The organism is Cupriavidus neocaledonicus (genome assembly GCF_000372525.1).
GTDB classification, from domain to species: Bacteria; Pseudomonadota; Gammaproteobacteria; order Burkholderiales; family Burkholderiaceae; genus Cupriavidus; species Cupriavidus neocaledonicus.
Genome location: NZ_AQUR01000092.1, coordinates 77,364 through 95,238, shown reverse-complemented (window position 1 = coordinate 95,238; position 17,875 = coordinate 77,364). Strand labels below are relative to the sequence as shown.

17 protein-coding genes are annotated in these 17,875 nt (G+C 69.1%); 9 read left to right on the top strand and 8 right to left on the bottom strand.

Going from position 1 to position 17,875, the window contains the following annotated elements; all coding sequences use genetic code 11:
* Positions 1–25 precede the first annotated feature (25 nt).
* The gene (locus tag A3AG_RS0112925; protein WP_018005804.1) at positions 26–424 is read left to right on the top strand and encodes a RidA family protein; all 399 of its coding nucleotides are present in this window, start codon (positions 26–28) and stop codon (positions 422–424) included.
* On the top strand, positions 421–1,551 hold the full coding sequence (locus A3AG_RS0112920) for an oxidoreductase (RefSeq protein ID WP_018005803.1): 1,131 nt from the start codon (positions 421–423) through the stop codon (positions 1,549–1,551). Before A3AG_RS0112925 ends, A3AG_RS0112920 begins: the two co-directional genes overlap by 4 nt.
* Positions 1,552–1,563: 12 nt before the next feature.
* On the opposite strand, the gene A3AG_RS0112915 is transcribed toward A3AG_RS0112920, so the two are convergent.
* Positions 1,564–2,562 carry an AraC family transcriptional regulator gene (locus A3AG_RS0112915; protein ID WP_026164152.1) on the bottom strand — a complete coding sequence of 333 codons (999 nt, stop codon included), beginning with the start codon at positions 2,560–2,562 and terminating at the stop codon, positions 1,564–1,566.
* 203 nt (positions 2,563–2,765) lie between these two features.
* Between A3AG_RS0112915 and A3AG_RS0112910 the strand changes: the two genes are divergently transcribed.
* From A3AG_RS0112910 to A3AG_RS0112900, 3 genes are read left to right on the top strand one after another with little or no spacing between them, the layout of a single operon-like run.
* Positions 2,766–3,746 carry a quinone oxidoreductase family protein gene (locus tag A3AG_RS0112910; RefSeq protein ID WP_018005802.1) on the top strand — a complete coding sequence of 327 codons (981 nt, stop codon included), beginning with the start codon at positions 2,766–2,768 and terminating at the stop codon, positions 3,744–3,746.
* 25 nt (positions 3,747–3,771) lie between these two features.
* Positions 3,772–4,620: a TauD/TfdA dioxygenase family protein gene (locus A3AG_RS0112905; protein WP_018005801.1), complete on the top strand. Its 849-nt coding sequence runs from the start codon at positions 3,772–3,774 to the stop codon at positions 4,618–4,620.
* Between the two features lie 14 nt (positions 4,621–4,634).
* A complete protein-coding gene (locus A3AG_RS0112900) occupies positions 4,635–6,281 on the top strand; it encodes a fatty acid--CoA ligase (RefSeq protein WP_018005800.1) in 1,647 nt (548 codons plus the stop codon).
* Between the two features lie 69 nt (positions 6,282–6,350).
* On the opposite strand, the gene A3AG_RS0112895 is transcribed toward A3AG_RS0112900, so the two are convergent.
* From A3AG_RS0112895 to A3AG_RS0112885, 3 genes are read right to left on the bottom strand one after another with little or no spacing between them, the layout of a single operon-like run.
* Positions 6,351–7,325, bottom strand: coding sequence for a tripartite tricarboxylate transporter substrate binding protein (locus A3AG_RS0112895; protein ID WP_018005799.1), 975 nt, complete (start codon positions 7,323–7,325; stop codon positions 6,351–6,353).
* A 10-nt stretch (positions 7,326–7,335) separates the two neighbouring features.
* A complete protein-coding gene (locus tag A3AG_RS33370; RefSeq protein WP_018005798.1) occupies positions 7,336–7,527 on the bottom strand; it encodes a DUF1289 domain-containing protein in 192 nt (63 codons plus the stop codon).
* A 58-nt stretch (positions 7,528–7,585) separates the two neighbouring features.
* Positions 7,586–8,644: a beta-keto acid cleavage family enzyme gene (locus tag A3AG_RS0112885; RefSeq protein WP_018005797.1), complete on the bottom strand. Its 1,059-nt coding sequence runs from the start codon at positions 8,642–8,644 to the stop codon at positions 7,586–7,588.
* 117 nt (positions 8,645–8,761) lie between these two features.
* Between A3AG_RS0112885 and A3AG_RS0112880 the strand changes: the two genes are divergently transcribed.
* Positions 8,762–9,766, top strand: coding sequence for an AraC family transcriptional regulator (locus A3AG_RS0112880; protein ID WP_018005796.1), 1,005 nt, complete (start codon positions 8,762–8,764; stop codon positions 9,764–9,766).
* Positions 9,767–9,832: 66 nt separating this feature from the next.
* On the opposite strand, the gene A3AG_RS0112875 is transcribed toward A3AG_RS0112880, so the two are convergent.
* From A3AG_RS0112875 to argG, 4 genes are all read right to left on the bottom strand, one after another.
* Positions 9,833–10,996, bottom strand: a complete 1,164-nt coding sequence (locus A3AG_RS0112875) for a porin (protein ID WP_018005795.1) — start codon at positions 10,994–10,996, stop codon at positions 9,833–9,835.
* Between the two features lie 68 nt (positions 10,997–11,064).
* Positions 11,065–11,658, bottom strand: a complete 594-nt coding sequence (locus tag A3AG_RS0112870) for an RBBP9/YdeN family alpha/beta hydrolase (protein WP_018005794.1) — start codon at positions 11,656–11,658, stop codon at positions 11,065–11,067.
* A 17-nt stretch (positions 11,659–11,675) separates the two neighbouring features.
* Positions 11,676–13,031: an MFS transporter gene (locus tag A3AG_RS0112865; RefSeq protein ID WP_018005793.1), complete on the bottom strand. Its 1,356-nt coding sequence runs from the start codon at positions 13,029–13,031 to the stop codon at positions 11,676–11,678.
* A 230-nt stretch (positions 13,032–13,261) separates the two neighbouring features.
* Entirely contained in the window at positions 13,262–14,587 is a 1,326-nt protein-coding gene (argG, locus tag A3AG_RS0112860; RefSeq protein ID WP_012357049.1) for an argininosuccinate synthase, read from the bottom strand.
* Positions 14,588–14,910: 323 nt separating this feature from the next.
* Between argG and A3AG_RS0112855 the strand changes: the two genes are divergently transcribed.
* Genes A3AG_RS0112855 through A3AG_RS0112845 form a run of 3 tightly spaced genes read left to right on the top strand, consistent with a single transcriptional unit; the run spans position 14,911 to position 17,869 of the window.
* Positions 14,911–16,074, top strand: coding sequence for a CaiB/BaiF CoA transferase family protein (locus tag A3AG_RS0112855; protein WP_018005792.1), 1,164 nt, complete (start codon positions 14,911–14,913; stop codon positions 16,072–16,074).
* 43 nt (positions 16,075–16,117) lie between these two features.
* Positions 16,118–17,077, top strand: a complete 960-nt coding sequence (locus A3AG_RS0112850) for a Bug family tripartite tricarboxylate transporter substrate binding protein (RefSeq protein WP_018005791.1) — start codon at positions 16,118–16,120, stop codon at positions 17,075–17,077.
* Between the two features lie 15 nt (positions 17,078–17,092).
* Entirely contained in the window at positions 17,093–17,869 is a 777-nt protein-coding gene (locus A3AG_RS0112845; protein ID WP_018005790.1) for an enoyl-CoA hydratase, read from the top strand.
* Positions 17,870–17,875: the final 6 nt, after the last annotated feature.

The following is a 17,875-nucleotide window of genomic DNA, read 5'->3' as shown; positions in this document are numbered from 1 at the left end:
TTACTTAATCAAACCGGAGTCAGCGATGTACCTGGAACAAGTCCACACCCAGCCCGATCCCTATGCCCCCTACCTGCTGTCGCAGGCCATCCGGGCCGGCGGCCTGCTGTTCGTTTCCGGCCAGGCCGGGGTCGGCGACGACGGCGCCATCGTCGGCCGCGGCGACTTCGACGCGCAGGCCGAGCAGGCCTTCAGCAACCTCAGGCGCGCGCTGCAGGCGGGTGGCTCGGGGCTGGACCGCGTGGCCAAGGTGACGATCTTCCTGACCTCGATGGAATACTTCCCGAAGATCGTCGCGTTGCGGCGCAAGTGGTTTTCCGCGCCCTATCCGGCCGACACCATCGTCGAGGTCTCGGCGCTCTATTCGCCGGACGCGATGATCGAGATCGAAGCCATCGCGCTGGCCACGGAGGGCGCGCAATGACCACGCCCGCCGCGCCTTCGCTGTTCGATACGCCGGTGCTGAACGGCGTGCCGCTGCGCAACCGCCTGGTGGTGGCACCGATGACGCGCATCAGCGCCACCGACACCGGCGTTCCCACCGAGGCCATGCGCCGCTATTACGCGGGCTTTGCCCGCGGCGGCTTTGGCCTGATCGTCAGCGAGGGCATCTATACCGACCGCGCCCATGCGCAGGGCTATGCCGGCCAGCCGGGGCTGACCGACGCGCAACAGGCGCAGGGCTGGCGCGGGATCGTGGACACGGTCCACCAGGCCGGCGGGCGCATGGTCGCGCAGTTGATGCATGCGGGGGCGCTGTCGCAGGCCAACCGCTTCCGCGACGATACGGTGGGGCCCTCGGCCGTGCAGCCCCGGGGCCGGCAGCTGACCGCGTATGGCGGCACGGGCGCCTTCCGGGTCCCGCGCGCGATGGACGAGGCAGAGATCCTGCAGGCCATCGACGGCTTTGCGCAAGCGGCGCGGCGGGCGCGCGAAGCCGGCTTCGACGGCGTGGAGATCCACGGCGCCAACGGCTACCTGCTCGACCAGTTCCTCAACGGCCATACCAACCAGCGCCAGGACGCCTGGGGCGGCGGCATCGCGCAGCGCATGCGCCTGCTGCTGGAGACGATCCGCGCGGTGCGCGCCGCCGCCGGGAGCGATGTCGTCGTCGGCGTGCGCATCTCGCAGGCCAAGGTCAATGACTTCAGCTACCAGTGGCCCGAAGGTGCGGAGGGCGCTGCCGCGGTATTCGCCGCGATTGCGGCAAGCGGCGTCGACTACGTCCATGTGACCGAGCACGAAGCCTGGCAGCCTGCCTTCGCCGACGGCGCTGCGTCGCTGGTGCAGCATGCCCGCCGCGCGGCGCCGGGGCTGGCCATCGTCGCCAACGGCAGCCTCGCGGATCCGGTGCGCGCCACCGCCATGCTGGCGCAGGGTGCGACGCTGGTCGCGCTCGGACGCGGGGCGCTGGCGAATCCGGACTGGCCGGCGCGGGTACGCGCGGGACAAGCGGTGCGGCCGTTCGATGCGGCGGTGCTGGCGCCGCTGGCCGGCATCAAGGACGCGGAACTGGCGCTGCGCGAAGCGCCGGCAGCGGTGGCGGGCTGATGCCTGTCCGCCCTACCGCCCGGCGCGGTCCCGGCGCCAGTTGGCCGGCGCGGTGCCGAACTGCGCCGAGAACCAGCGCGTGAAAGCACTGGCCGAGCCATAGCCCAGCAGCTGCGACACGCGCAGCAGCGAGTAGCGCGGGTTCTCGACATAGCGTCGCGCCAGCTCGCGCCGCACATCGTTGAGGATGCCCGTGAAGGTCTCGCCCGCGTCGTCGAGCTGGCGCTGCATGGTGCGCAGGCTCAGGCCCAGGCCCTCGGCCACGGCCTGGCAGGTGGCGCGGCCCATCGGCAGCATCAGGTAGATGGCGGCGCGCACTTCGTGGCCGATGGACTGGGAGTTGGCGCGCGGCAGGGTATCGATGAACTGCTGCGCATAACGCGCCATGACGGGATCCGCGCCCGGGTTGGGCGCGTCGAGGTCGGCGGCGCGGCAGACGATGCCGTTGCAGTCCGCATTGAACTCCAGCGGACAGCCGAACAGCCGGCGGTGAACGCGCAGGTCGGCCGGCGCCACATGCGTGAAGCTCACCCCGATCGGCTGCCAGCGCGGGCCCAGCAGCAGCGCGCACATGCGGAACACGACGCCGATGGCCAGCTCGGTGGCCTGGCGCGAGGGCGCCTCGCTCAGCACCTCCTGACGGATCACCACGGCGCTGCCGGCATCCTCCAGCAACAGCGCCACCGAATCGTTGACCAGGTGCCGATAGCGGATGGTGGTGGCCAGCGCCGCGCGCAGCGTCGGCTGCTGGCTGATCAGCAGGCTCATCACGCCAAAGTCCGACAGCTGGCGCGACTCCGCCATGCGCAGCCCGAACGTCATGCAGTCCGAGGCCTGCGCGGCGGCTTCCAGCAGCGCCACGCAGGCGCTCAGCGGCACCCGCTGGTCGGGGTCGTCCAGCCAGGCGCGGCGCAACCGCGCCTGGCGCAGCAGCGGCAGCGGGTCCAGGCCGAGGTCACGCGCTACCTCCAGGAAGTTGGTCAGTGCGGCGGCACGTATGAGCGTTTCCAAGCGGGTCTTGCCTTGCGATGCGTTGCGATGTCCTGCGCCGTTGCGGGGCCCTGACGGCCCGTCGCAGCAGGATCATAGGCCTCCTGGCATGAAATGCAAAGTCAGCGGTAGCCAATGCAAAGCCGGGCCGGCCCGCGCTCCCTACAGTGGCAGGCATGTGCAGCGCATCCTGCACCAACGCACATTCCAAGGAGACCAGAATCATGGCAAATGTTGTCCGCATGTACGAGACCGGCGGCCCCGAAGTGCTGCGCTACGAACACATGGAAGTCGGCGAGCCCGGGCCGGGACAGGTCCGCATCCGCCACGTCGCGGTGGGCCTGAACTACGCCGATACCTATTTCCGCAACGGCACCTATCCGGTGCCGCTGCCCAGCGGCATGGGCGTGGAAGCCGCCGGCGTGGTGGTGTCCGTCGGCCCGGGCGTGACCAACGTGGCGCCGGGCGACCGCGTCACCTATACCGGCTTCGTCAACACGCTGGGCGCGTACAGCACCGAACGCCTGGTGCCGGCCGCACCGCTGATCCGCCTGCCCGACAGCATCGCCTTCGAGACCGCGGCGGCAATGACCATGCGCGGGCTGACCTCGGCCTACCTGATGCGCCGCATCCATCCGTTCCAGGCGGGCGACACCATCCTGCTGCACGCGGCGGCGGGCGGGGTCGGGCTGATCGTGTCGCAGTGGGCCAGGCTGCTGGGCCTGACCGTGATCGGCACGGTGTCGACCGAGGCCAAGGCCGAGGTGGCGCGCGCGCACGGCTGCGACCACATCATCTACTACACCCGCGAGGACGTGGCCAAACGCGTGCGCGAACTGACCGATGGCGTGGGCGTGTCGGTGGTATTCGACAGCGTCGGCAAGACCACCTTCATGGGCTCGCTGGATTCGCTGCGGCGGCGCGGCACCATGGTGTGCGTGGGCACCGCCTCGGGACCGGTGCCGCCGTTCGACCCGGCGCTGCTGGCGATGAAGGGCTCGCTGTTCCTGACCCGCCCCGCGCTGGCCGACTACATCGCCGATCCCGCGGAAAAGCAGGCGCTGGCCGACGAAGTCTTCGGACACGTCGCCGCGGGCCGCATCCACATCGGCATCAACCAGCGCTATGCGCTGGAAGACGCGGTCCAGGCGCACCAGGACCTGGAAGCACGCCGCACCACCGGCTCATCGATCTTCGTCATCTGAACCCCAAACAAAGAGGAGACAACCCATGCATGCGGAACCGCTGACCTGCACCATCGGCGCCGAACTGACCGGCGTCAGCCTGGCCGATGCCTCGCGCGACGCCGGCCTGTTCGCCGAGATCAAGGCGCTGCTGCTGCAGTACAAGGTCCTGTTCCTGCGCGACCAGGACATCACGCGCGCCGAACACGTTGCCTTTGCCCGCCAGTTCGGCGAACTGGAAGACCATCCCGTGGTGGGCAGCGACCCGGAGCACCCGGGACTGGTGCAGATCTACAAGTCGCCCGACAGCAAGGTCGAGCACTACGAGAATTCCTTCCATTGCGATGCCACCTGGCGCCAGGCGCCGCCGATGGGCTGCGTGCTGCGCTGCGTGGAAACGCCGGCGGTCGGCGGCGACACCATCTGGGTCAACATGGGGGAAGCCTACCGGCGCCTGCCGCAGGACATCAAGGCGCGCATCGAAGGGCTGCGCGCCAAGCACAGCATCGAACACACCTTCGGCGCCAACATGGCGCCGGAGAAGCGCGCGGCGCTGGCGGCGCAATTCCCGATGGTCGAGCACCCGGTGGTGCGCACCCATCCGGAAACGGGCGAGAAGATCCTGTTCGTCAACGCCTTCACCTCGCACTTCGCCAACTACCACCGCGGCGACGTGATCCGCTTCGGCAAGGACTTCATGCCCGGCGCCGGCGACCTGCTGCACTACCTGTGCGCGCAGGCCGAGATCCCGGAGTACCAGGTGCGCTGGCGCTGGAAAAAGTACAGCGTGGCGATCTGGGACAACCGCTGCACGCAGCACTACGCGGTGCAGGACTATGCGCCCACGGTGCGCAAGATGGAGCGCGCCGGCATCATCGGCGACGTGCCGTTCTGACAGAGGAGACAGACATGCAACCACACCTTGTGCCTGCGGCACCGCAGGCCTATGCCTATCCCCTGCTCGTCAGGCAACTGCTGCTCAACTCGCTGTCGCTGTACGGCGACCAGCAGATCAGCTACCGCGGACAGCTGCGCCACAGCTATCGCGAGTTCCGCCAGCGCGTTGGCCGGCTCGCCTCCGCGCTGGCTGCGCAGGGCGTCACGCATGGCACCACCGTGGCGGTGATGGACTGGGACAGCCATCGCTACCTCGAGTGCTATTTCGGCGTGCCGATGATGGGCGCGACGCTGTTCACGGTCAACGTGCGGCTGTCGGCGCAGCAGATCCTGTACACGCTGAACGATTCCGGCGCCGAGGTGGTGCTGCTCCATCCCGACTTCCTGCCGGTGATGGAAGAGATCCGCGGCCAGCTGACCAGCGTGCGCAGCTTTGTCCTGCTGGCCGACGGCGAGCCGACGCCGCCGACCTCGCTGCCGTTGCGCGGCGAGTACGAGGCGCTGCTGCAAGCGGCCTCACCGGACTTCGACTTCCCCGAGTTCGACGAGAACACCCGCGCCGCCACCTTCTATACCACCGGCACCACCGGCGATCCCAAGGGCGTGTGCTACAGCCATCGCGACATCGTGCTGCATGCGCTGGCGTCGGCCACCAGCCTGTGCGCGCCGCGCGCAGGGCAGCGCCTGCACCGGGAAGACGTCTACATGCCGATCACGCCGATGTTCCACGTGCTGGCCTGGGGCATCCCCTATGTCGCGGTCATGCTCGGGCTGCGCATCGTGCTGCCGGGGCGCTACGCACCGGACGTCCTGCTGCAGTTGCGCGAGACCGAGCGGGTCACGTTCTCGCACTGCGTGCCGACCTTGCTGCAGATGCTGTTGCAGGCGGCGCAGGCAAGCGGCCAGGATTTGTCGGGCTGGAAGCTCATCATCGGCGGCTCGGCGCTGCCGCCGGCGTTGTGCGAGGCAGCGCTCGCGCAAGGCATGGATGTGTTTGCCGGCTATGGCATGTCGGAGACCGGTCCCATCGTCGCGCTGGCGCAGTTGCCGCCGGGGCTAGCCGATGCCGATCGCGAGGCCGAAGTGCGCATGCGCTGCTCGACGGGCCGTCCGGTGGCGATGGTGGACTTCCGCCTGGTGGACGAGTCCATGCACGACGTGCCGCGCGACGGCAGCGCGCGCGGCGAGATCGTGCTGCGCGCGCCGTTCCTGACCCGCGCCTACCACGGCAAACCCGAGGCATCGGCCGAACTGTGGGCTGGCGGCTACCTGCATACGCAGGACATCGCGGTGATGGGCGCCGACGGCTTCGTGCAGATCGTCGACCGGATCAAGGACGTGATCAAGACCGGCGGCGAGTGGGTCTCGTCGATCGAGGTCGAGGGCCTGGTCACGCAGGTGCCGGGCGTGCAAGAGTGCGCGGTCATCGGCGTGCCGGACGCCCGCTGGGGCGAGCGGCCGGTGGCATACGTGGTGCGCAAGCCTGGCGCCACGGTGAGCGCGGACGCGATTCGCGCGTCGCTGCTGGCGCGCGTCGAGGCCAACCGGCTCAGCAAGTACGCGGTACCGGAACCCGAGCGGATCGTGTTTGTCGACGCGATCCCGAAGACCAGCGTCGGCAAGATCGACAAGAAGCGCTTGCGCGGCACCGGGGCCTGACCGGGCAGCAGGAAAGCAAAAGGGCAGCCTCAAACGAGGCTGCCCTTTTTACGTTGCCAAGGCAGGGATTCAGGGCTGGATGTTGAAGGCCTTGACGATGCCGGCATTGCGCTCGAACTCGGCCCGCACCGACTCGCCCAGCTGCGGCAAGGGCTGCGCCGGCAGCGGCTCATAGCCGAGCGCCTCCATGCGCTCGCGCACCCGGGGCGCGGCCGCGGCCTTGTACGCCGCCGCGTGGATCTTTTCGGCCAGTTCGGGCGACAGCCGCGCCGACGCGATCACGCCGACCCAGTTGCTGAACTCCATGTCGGGGTAACCCATTTCGGCGAAGGTAGGCACCTGCGGCAGCAGCGCCGAGCGGCTCTTCGACGCCACGGCATAGACCTGCACCTTGCCGGCGCGGATCATCGGCAGCGAGGTCACCATGCCGTCGTACATCACCGCGATCTGGTTGCCCATCACCTGCGCCAGCGCCGGCGCCGAGCCGGCGAAGGGCACGTGCTGCAGGTCCAGCCCGGCCTTCTGGTTCATGATCATGCCGGCGTAGTGCGAGGCGGTGCCGGCGCTGTACGAGGCAAAGCTGAGCTTGCCCGGGTTGGCGCGCGCGTAGCTGACCAGGCTCTTCAGGTCGCTGGCCGGCAGGCCGGGCGCGCCGATCATCACCATGCGCGAGCGCGACACCGCGGCAATGGGCCGGACATCCCTGAGCGGGTCGAACGCGGGCTTGAGCACGTGCGGCACCTCGGTCAGCACATTGCTCGCGGTGACCATGATGGTCTGGCCATCGGCCGGCGCCGCCAGCATGGTGGTGATGGCGATGCCACCGCCCGCGCCGGGCTTGTTGTCGACCACCACGGGGTGGCCGAGGTCCGCCGACAGCTGGTCCGCCAGCAGCCGGGCGAGAACGTCCATGGTGCCGCCGGCCGGGGCCGGCACCAGCATCCGGACCGGCTTGCTGGTCCAGGCCATGGCGGAGGGCGCGGCCAGCGCGAGGCTGGCCGCCGCGGCGGCGATGCGCAGCAGGAAGGCGGGTCGGGTGGTCATGTTGTCTCCGTTATCTAGTATGGCTGCTACTTGCCCGGCGTGCCGGCAGCGCGGCCAGGATTTGCGCGCGTTCGGTCCCGCTCATACGCGGCCAGCGGCCGATTTCCAGCCGGGTCCGGCCGCAGCCCTGGCAATAGCGGTTGGCAAGATCCATGCGGCAAATGTTGATGCAGGGATTGGCGAGGGCTTCGGCGTGATGCATCGCGAACTCCGGTGAAGGCGCGCAGCCGGCGCGTGCGCCGGCCGCGCGGGCAGAAAGGTCAGGCCGCCGCGCGCAGCGGCAGGTTCTTCTGCCCCGACCTGCGGTTGGGAGCCATGCCGTTGGCCTGCAGCGTGGCCTCGGCGCTGTCGTACCAGGTGCCGATGCGGTAGATCTCGCGCGCTTCCTGGCCCGAGGCGATCTCGCGGCCCAGCTCGCGCGCCACGCGCACGCACTGCTCGATCTGTTGCACCGAGGTCATGCGCTTGCCGTGCTGGTCGATGATGGTGTCCTCGATGCCGCAGCGCGGATGCAGGCCCATCGCCATCGCCATCATGTTGAACGGCAGCACGTTCTTCAGCAGCGACTCGGCCGTCAGCGTGCAGCCGTCCGGGGCGCGGTGCACGAAGTTGAAGAAGTTGAACGGGTTGGGGCCGTCAAAGCCGCCGCCGATGCCGATCCACGTCAGGTTCAGCGGACCGGTGTAGACGCCGGCGCGCACCAGCCGCTCCAGCGTTTCCAGCGCATGCATGCCGGTCAGCTGGAAATGCGGCTGGATGCCCGACGCCTGCAGCCGGCGCAGGTGCTCCTCGACCCAGCCCGGGCCGGCCGGCACCGTCATCTCGCGGTAGGCGGCCTGGTAGGCCGGGTGCTCCAGCGAAGTCCCCTTCAGGTACTCCGGATAGAGCAGCTCCATGATGTTCATCTGCGTGGTGTTGATGGCCACGGTGACCTGGTCGGGCTTCGGTTCCAGCTCCGCCAGCATGTGCCGGGTGTCGTCGGACAGCCACTTCGCCGCCTGGCCGTCGTCTTCCGGCGCGAACGAGATCGAGCCGCCGACCTGGATGATCATGTCCGGCACCGCGGCGCGCACGCCGGCGATCAGCTCGTTGAACTTGGACAGGCGCTTGGAGCCCTTGCCGTCGAGTTCGCGCACATGCAGGTGCAGCACGGTGGCGCCGGCGTTGTAGCAGTCGACCGCCTTCTGCACCTGTTCCTCCATGGTCACCGGGATGTCCTCGGGGAAGTCCTGCGGCATCCACTCGGGGCCATACGGGGCCACGGTGATCACCACCTTGTCCATGTTCTCGGGGTGCAGGGAATCGTCGAGGAATTGCATAGATCGCTCCGGTTGGTTGGTGACTGGAGTATCGATCAACGGACCGCCGCGATTTGACGATCCGGGACAACCGATTTACATTTCGGGACACTCAGGGAAAGCCCGGAAGCCGCTGTCATGTCCTACTACCTGCGCAGTGCCAGCCTGACCAACTATGTCGAAGTCGCGCGTGCGCTGGGGCTGGACCCGTACCAGCAGCTCAGGGCGGCGAAGATCAACCGCTCGGTGTTGCTGGACCCCGACATCCGCATCCCGGCGGCATCGGTGGGGCGCTTGCTGGATGCGTCGGCGCGCGCCGCCGGGGCCGAGGATTTCGGCCTGCGCATGGCCGAGCTGCGCGAGTTCTCCAACCTGGGCCCGCTGGCCTTCGTAGTGCGCGAGGAACCGACGCTGCGCCGCGCGCTGGAGTCGATGGTGCGCTACATGGGGCTGCAGAATGAATCGCTGTCGATGCGCGTGGAAGACAGCGATGACCTGGTGATGATCCGGCTGCAGGTCTTCAGCGAAGCGCCGGGCACGTTGCGGCAGGCGACCGACCTGGCGGTGGGCGTGGTGTTCCGCATGCTAAAGCTGTTCCTGGGGCCATCGTGGCGGCCGCGCAGCATCTGCTTCACGCATCCGGCGCCGGCCAGCACGGCGACCTACGCGCGCGTGTTCGGCATGGCCGGCTCGTTCAACCAGGATTTCGACGGCATCGTCTGCCAGGCCGCCGACCTGGAAGCGCCGTTGCCATCGTATGACCCGGTGATGGCGCAGCAGGTCAAGCAATATCTCGGCACGCTGCTGGCACAGTCGACCGCGGCCACCATGCCGGACATGGTGCGCAAGCTGGTCTATGCGCTGCTGCCGACCGGGCTGTGCTCGGTGGAGCGCGTGGCCCAGCATCTCAGCGTCGACCGCCGCACCGTGCACCGGCGCCTCGGGCAGGCGCATACCAGCTACTCCGACATCCTCGCCGAGGCCCGCGCCGACCTGGTGATCCGCTACCTGGAAAACCGCGAGCGGCCGCTGTCGGAAGTGGCGGCGCTGCTGGGCTTTTCGTCGCTGAGCGCGTTCTCGCGCTGGTTCAGCGCACGTTTCGGGTGCAGCGTGTCGGTTTGGCGAGCGCAGTCCGGACAGTAAAAAAGGCCGCCTGCGCAACCACGGCGCGGCGGCCATAACGAGCCCCGTCTGGCAGCAGGGCCCGGATCAGAACTTGTGCCGGATCCCCAGCGCCACGCCCACCATGCTGCGTTGCCCGTTGGCCGCGGCATAGCTGTTGCCCAGCGACAGGCTGTTGGCATAGACCGTCGCCAGCGATTCCAGCATCAGCCCGGCATTGCGCGCATAGGCAGTGGACACGTACACGTCGGTGCGTCGCGAGAACGCATAGTTGGCGATAAAGGCCACCTGCCACGGATTGGCCACCTGCGTGTCGCCGAACAGGTTCCTGACGTTGTCGTAGTTGTACTCGAGCGTCAGGCCCACGGCCGGGGTGAGCTGGTAGTTGGCGCCGATCCAGTAAAAGTCGTCGCGCTGGATCACCACGTCGGCGGCGTTCGTGTTCTGGCCCCAGCGATAGCCGCCCATGATCTTGGCCGGGCCGAAGGTGTAGCTGGCGCCCACCACGGCCTTGCGCAGGGTGCCGTTGCTGGTGCCGATGGTCGGATTCCACTGGTCGTAGCCGACGGTGGCGCCGAAGGGTCCGGCGGCATACGCCAGCGAGGCGCCATAGGCGGTATCGCGGCGGAACTGTCCCGGCACTTCGCCGTTGCCGCCGATCGGCGTGGCGACGCCGACCGTCTGCGGCAGCGCCAGCCCGACGCCGAACGACCAGTGCGCACGCGCCGTCAGCGGGCCGAACTGGCCGGTGTACTTGACGGTGTTGTCCTCGCGGAAATTGGCGCCGGCCTGCAGCACCACCGGTTCGTATTGCGTGGCGTAGGCCGTGGGCGAGAAGTTCGCCAGGGCTTCGAAGATCGACGTGTACTGGCGGCCAAAGCTGAACTGGCCGATGTTGGCCTGGCGCACGGCGACAAAGGCCTGGCGACCGAACAGGCGCCCGGCTTGCTGCAACGCGCCGTTGTCCACGCCGAAGCCGCTTTCCAGCACGAACGATGCCTGCCATCCGGCGCCCAGGTCCTCCATGCCGCGCAGGCCCCAGCGCGAGCCGGACAGGCCGCCCGACGCCATGCGGAACACCTTGTCGCCCGGGCCCCGGTTGAAGCCGTTCGCCGCGACCGGCACGGCGCCGACGCGGTTCACGTACTCGACGTTGATGTCGGCCACGCCATACAACGTGACCGACGATTGCGCGGCGGCCGCCAGCGGGCACCCCAGTATCAGGGCCATGACGGTGTTTCTGGTTTTCATCTCTCTCCTCCTTGTTGGCCCGGCCTTGCTGGCCGGATGTTCTTGTCATGGCGCGCGCCGCGGCGCGCTCAGGCCTGCTGCGCGACCAGCGTCTCAAGCTCCGCCAGCAACGCATGGGCGCGCGGCCAGGGGCCGTAGCCGGCGGCCGGGTTGAGGTGGCCGACGTTGCCCAGGTCGACCAGCCTGCTGCCCCAGGCGGCGGCCATTTCGGTGACGCGCGCATGGCTGGCCAGCGGATCGTTGCGGCTCGCCGCGACCAGGCTGGGGAATGGCAATGGCGCCAGCGGCGTCGGCAACCAGCCGGCTTGCGCCAGCGCTTCTTGCGCCGGATAGCCCGGCGGCAGCGGCTGCGCGAAGTCCGGCGGCGTCACCAGCAGCGCGCCCCGGATGGGGCGGCGGTGCCGCGCCGCCCAATGCACCGTGATCATCACGCCGGCGCTGTGTGCCACCAGCACCACCGGCCCGTCGATGTCCGCCAGCGCCGCCTCGAGCGCGGCGACCCGGGCGGTGCGGCTGAGCTTGTCGTGCTCCAGCGGCGGCACGCAGCGGGCGTCATGCCCCCGGGCCAGAAGTTCGGCTTGCAGCAGGGTCTGCCAGTGCTCGGCGACGTGGTCGCGCAGGCCCGGCACCATCAGGATGGTGGGCGAAGGGGTAGCAGTCATGGTGGGATCGGAAAGGGTCAGGCAGGAACGTCGTGAGGCACGGGCTGGCCATCCAGGCGCCGCAGGTCGGCGGCATAGTGGCGGCGGCCGATACAGAACAGCAGCGTGGCGGCCGCGCCGGCCAGCGGCATCCATTGCAGCGCGCCGGTCAGGCCGATGCGGTCGGCCAGCACGCCGGTCAGGAACGGGCCCGGCGCCAGGCCCAGCAGGTTGTTGATCAGCGTCAGCGTGGCAAACGCGGTGGCGTGGATGGCGGGCCGCGTCAGGTTGGCCACCATCGCGCTGGCCGGGCCGGCGCAGCCGCCCACCACCAGCATGCCCGCCCCGATCAGCACCAGTTGGGCGGTACCGGCGGGCAGCCGGAACGCCGTCATCAGCAACACACAGCAGGCCAGGCTGTAGGCGATGGCCATGTGCCACTTGCGCCCGGGCGCGCGCCGCGCCACGCGGTCGGTCAGCGCGCCGCAGATCACCATGCCGGCGCCGGCCACTAGCACCAGCAGCGCCGCCGCCACACCGGCACGCCCGGTGGCCATGCCGTACGCACGCGCCAGGAAGCTCGGCAGCCACGCCAGCAGCGCGGCCATCACCAGCAGTTGCAAGGCGCTGCCGGCACAGGCGCAGAGCATCGAGGGCAGCGTCAGCAATTCGCGCACGATCCGGCGCGGCGCCAGCTGGCGCGCCGTGGCCGGGTCGAGGTTGCCGTCCTCGCTGGCGGCGCCAATGCGCTGCTGCAACCGACGCAGCCGCGGCTCGCTGATCGTCAGCGCGTAGCAGGCCACCATCGCCAGCCCGAACGCGGCCATGCCGGCAAAGGCCATGCGCCAGCCGAAATGCGCGGACAGGATGCCACCCAGTCCCATGCCCAGCACCGAGCCGAACGCGCCCCCGGCGATGAACGCCGCGCTGAGGCTGGCGCGCAGGTGCCGCGGGAACACCGACACCACCACCGCGATGCCCACGCTGCCGTACGCGGCCTCGCCGATGCCGACGCACAACCGCGCCAGGAACATCTGGCCGAAGCTGCCCGCCAGCGCGCAGCCCAGCGTGGCCAGGCTCCACAGCGCCGCCATCAGGATCAGGCTGCGCACGCGGCCCCAGCGGTCGGCCAGCAGCGACAGCGGCAGCGCCAGCACCCCCACCATCAGTGCCACCACGCCGCCGAGCGCGCCCAGCTCCGTATCCCCCAGCTGCCATTCGGCCTTCAGCAGCGGGAACACGGCATTGAGCACCTGGCGCGACATGTAGTCCGACAGCAGCAGCGCAAAGGTCAGCGCAAACACCAGCCACGCATAGCGCGGTCCGGCGGCCGCGGGCGCGGCCGGCGTCGGCGCGGCGGATGCGGCGGCAAGGGCGAGGCGGGATCTGGGCATGGGCGTCTCCGGAAGCCGGCCGGCGGTCTAGGCGCCGCCGTGCGTTCAGTGCCCGCGCAAAGTGGCGGGCGAGCGCAGCCAGTATCTGGCGATCGGCACACCACGGTTTGATATTCCGGGACGTACGCTTGACATTACGGGACAGGTGGGGAAAACGCCGAGACAAAAAAAACCGGCACCCCGAGGTGCCGGTTTCTGCGGTTCCGCCGTCAGGCGGGCAAGCGCGAAGCTCAGTCTTCCAGCTTCGGCAGCGACGCGCTGACCTGCGTCGACAGCAGGCCGGTCTTGGCATACGTCTGCAGCTTCTCGCGCGTATCGACGATGTCCAGCGTGCGCATGGTCAGCTGGCCGATGCGGTCCAGCGGCGTGAACATCGACTCGCCCTTCTCCATCGTCAGCCGTTCCGGCTTGTAGGTCAGGTTGGGCGAGGTGGTGTTCAGGATCGAGTAGTCGTTGCCGCGGCGCAGCTCGATGGTGACCTCGCCGGTGATGGCGCCGGCGACCCAGCGCTGGGCGGTTTCGCGCAGCATGATGGCTTGCGGGTCGAACCAGCGGCCCTGGTACAGCAGGCGGCCCAGGCGGCGGCCGTTGTCGCGGTACTGCTCGATGGTGTCTTCGTTGTGGATGCCGGTGATCAGGCGCTCGTAGGCGATGAACAGCAGCGCCAGGCCCGGGGCTTCGTAGATGCCGCGGCTCTTGGCCTCGATGATGCGGTTCTCGATCTGGTCGCTCATGCCCAGGCCATGGCGGCCGCCGATGCGGTTGGCTTCCATGAACAGGTCGACGGCATTGGCGAAGGTCTGGCCGTTCAGCGCCACCGGCTGGCCTTCCTCGAAGCGCACCGTAACTTCCTCGCGCTTGACTTCGACATCGTCGCGCCAGAACTGCACGCCCATGATCGGCTGCACGATGCGGATGCCCGAATCCAGGTGCTCCAGGTCCTTGGCCTCGTGGGTCGCGCCCAGCATGTTGGAGTCGGTCGAATATGCCTTCTCGGCCGACATCTTGTAGTCGAAGCCGTTCTGGCGCATGAACTCGGACATCTCGGCGCGGCCGCCCAGTTCGTCGATGAACTGCTGGTCCAGCCACGGCTTGTAGATCTGCAGGCCGGGGTTGGTCAGCAGGCCGTAGCGGTAGAAACGCTCGATGTCGTTGCCCTTGAAGGTGCTGCCGTCGCCCCAGATGTTGACGCCGTCTTCCTTCATCGCGGCGACCAGCATGGTGCCGGTGACGGCGCGGCCGATCGGGGTGGTGTTGAAGTAGGTGATGCCGGCGGTGGAGATATGGAAAGCACCGCACTGCAGTGCGGCGATGCCCTCGGCCACCAGCTGCGCGCGGCAGTCGACCAGGCGCGCTTCCTCGGCGCCGTAGGCCTTGGCGCGGCGCGGGATGTCGTCGTAGTCGGGCTCGTCGGGCTGGCCCAGGTTGGCGGTGTAGGCGTAGGGAACGGCGCCCTTCTGGCGCATCCAGAGGAGTGCCGCGCTGGTGTCAAGGCCGCCGGAGAAGGCGATACCGACGCGCTGGCCGGTAGGAATGTGCTGCAGGATGGTAGTCATCGCCAGAAATCAATGTGAATTTGTCGGCTCTTGGACGGGCTTCCACTGCGTCGGCCGCAAGCGGCCGGGAGCGGCGGGAAGCACGGCGACGCGGCCGGCCGAGTCACGTGCCGAGTCAGTGCCAAACGCGAATTGTGACACGGCGGCGCCCACGCGCCAAACGCGGGGTCGGGCGGGGGCGCCGGCGCCACCCCGGGGCGCACCTGGCGCGGCCCGGCCGTACCGTTCAAATCCGGCGAACGCGCCTTTCAAAACTCTCGACTGGTTCGGCCCGATACCCCTCCCTATACTGCGCCGCACTGTGATCGGAAAGCGGAGTCGTCATGCTGCATCGCGCCCTGGAAGGTGTCCGGGTCCTGGATCTGTCGCGCATCCTGGCCGGTCCCTGGTGTACCCAGAACCTCGCCGACCTGGGCGCCGAGGTGACCAAGGTCGAACACCCCAAGCGCGGCGACGATACCCGCGGCTGGGGGCCGCCCTATCTCGACGCACCGGCCGGCACCGAAGGCGATCCGCGCCTGTCCGGCTACTTCATCTGCTGCAACCGCGGCAAGCGTTCGCTCGCGATCGACTACGGCACGCCCGAAGGCGCGGCGCAGGTGCGCGAGCTGGCGCGCACGGCCGACGTGCTGGTCGAGAACTACAAGGTCGGCACGCTGCGCCGCTACGGTCTGGACTACGACACGCTCAAGGCGATCAACCCGCGCCTGGTCTACCTGTCGATCACTGGCTTTGGCCAGAGCGGACCGATGGCGGACAAGCCCGGCTACGACTACGTGTTCCAGGGCATGGGCGGGCTCATGAGCTACACCGGCCAGCCCGACGGCACGCCCGGTGCCGGCCCGCTGCGCACCGGCGTCGCGGTGGTCGACCTGAGCACTGGCATGTATGCCACCTCCGCGGTACTGGCCGCGCTGTACCAGCGCCAGGCGACCGGCATGGGCGCGCATTTGGACATCGCGCTGCTCGACGTGGCCGTGGCGATGAACGCCAACCAGGCCGCCAACTACCTGGTGTCCGGCCAGAATCCGCAGCGCAGCGGCAACGCCCATCCCAACTGCGCGCCCTATGAAGTGTTCCGCTGCGCCGACGGCTACCTGATCCTGGCGATCGGCAACGACAGCCAGTTCGCGCGCTTCTGCGCCGTGGCCGGCATCCCGGCGCTGGCGCAGGATCCGCGTTACGCCACCAATTCCGCACGCGTCGAACACCTGGAAGCATTGCGCGCGCAACTCGTCGCGCTCTTCGCGACGCGCACCCGTACCGCGTGGACCGACGCCTTCGATGCCGCCGGCGTGCCGTGGGGCCCGATCCACACCATGGACGAAGTCTTCGCCCATCCGCAGGTCCGGCACCGCAAGCTGATGCAGGTGGCCGAGCACCCGGTCATGGGCCGCGTGCCGATGGTGCGCAACCCGATGCTGGCCGGGCACGACAGCCCGCCGGCCCCGCCGCCGCTGCTGGGTGAACACGGCCTGCCGCGCTGACCACCCTTTCACTACACCGATAACCCTGACCCGGAGACACCCGATGAAGCCCGCCCTTATCGCCATGGCGTTGCTCGGCATCGCCAGCAGCGCGCGCGCCGCCTACCCCGAGCGGCCGATCAAGCTGATCGTGCCCTACGCGGCCGGCGGCACCACCGACATCATCGCCCGCATCGTCGGCACCCGCCTGGGCCCGGTGCTGGGCCAGCCGGTGGTGATCGAGAACCGCCCCGGCGCCGGCGGCGCGGTCGGCAGCGCCTACGCGGCCAGGCAGCCGGCCGACGGCTACACGCTGGTGATGGAGGTGGAAAGCTCGCACGCAGTCAACCCCAACGTCTACCCGAAGACCGCCTACGACCCGGTCAGGGACTTCGCGCCGATCAGCAACCTGGCCGACGTGCCCAACGTGCTGGTGGTCAATCCGTCGTTCCCGGCGACGGACCTGGCGTCGTTCATCAGGCAGCTCAAGGCCAATCCCGGCAAGTATTCGTTCGGCTCGTCCGGCAACGGCGGCCTCAGCCACATGAACGGCGAGCTGTTCATGAACGCCACCGGCACGCGCATGCTGCACGTGCCCTACAAGGGTCTGGGCCCGGCGCTCAACGATGCGGTGGCCGGGCAGATCCAGGTGGTGTTCGACAATATCCCGTCGTCATCCGGGCTGATCCAGGGCGGCCGCCTGAAGCCGCTGGCGGTGGCCGCGAAGCAGCGCCTGAAGGTGCTGCCCAACGTGCCCACCTATGCCGAGGCCGGGCTGCCGGCGATGAACAACCCGTCGTGGTTCGGCCTGGGCGCGCCGGCGGACACGCCCGCCGCCATCCTGGACCAGCTCAACGACGCGGTGCGCAAGGTGCTGGCCGAGCCCGAGGTGGTCGCCGCCATCGAGAAACAGGGTGCGATCCCGGCACCGACCTCGCGCCAGGCCTTCGGCGACCTGATCCGGGGGCAGAACGCGCACTGGAAGCAGGTGGTCGAGGCCATCCACTTCAGCAGGCTTCAGTAAGGCACAAGGACCGACATGAGCACACTTCTGCAGGAACCGCACGCCGGCGTCGAGATCGACGCGCGCGGCATTGCCACCGTCACCATCCGCGAGGCGGGCTCGCTCAATATCCTGAGCACGCCGGTGATCGCCTCGCTCACGCGCGCCATCGAAGCGCTGGCAGCCCAGGACGCGCTGCGCGTGCTGGTGCTGCGCGGCACCGGCGACAAGGGCTTTGTCGGCGGTGCCGACATCAAGGAGATGGCCGCGCTCGACCGCGCCAGCGCCGAGGCCTTTATCGGCGGACTGCGCCGCCTGTGCGATGCCGTGCGCCACCTGCCGGTGCCGGTGATCGCGCGCATGCCGGGCTGGTGCCTGGGCGGCGGGCTCGAACTGGCGCTGGCATGCGACCTGCGCATCGCCGCCGACACCGCCCAGCTGGGCATGCCGGAAGTGAAGGTCGGCATCCCGTCGGTGATCCATGCCGCGCTGATGCCGCGCCTGATCGGCAATGCGCGCACCGCGTGGATGCTGCTGACGGGCGAGATCTCCGACGCCGCCGACGCGCTGCAGTGGGGGCTGGTCAGCCGCGTGGTGCCGCTGGCCGGACTGGACCTGGAAGTCGAGCGCGTGGCCGCGCTGCTGGCCGGCTTTGGCCCGGTCGCGGTGCGCCAGCAGAAGCGCCTGCTGCGCGAGTGGGAAGACGCGCCGCTGGAGGTCTCGATCGGCAACAGCGTGACCGAGTTCGGCAGCGCCTTCGACACCGGCGAGCCGCAGCAGCACATGGCCGCCTTCCTGAACCGCAAGCGCTGAAGCGGG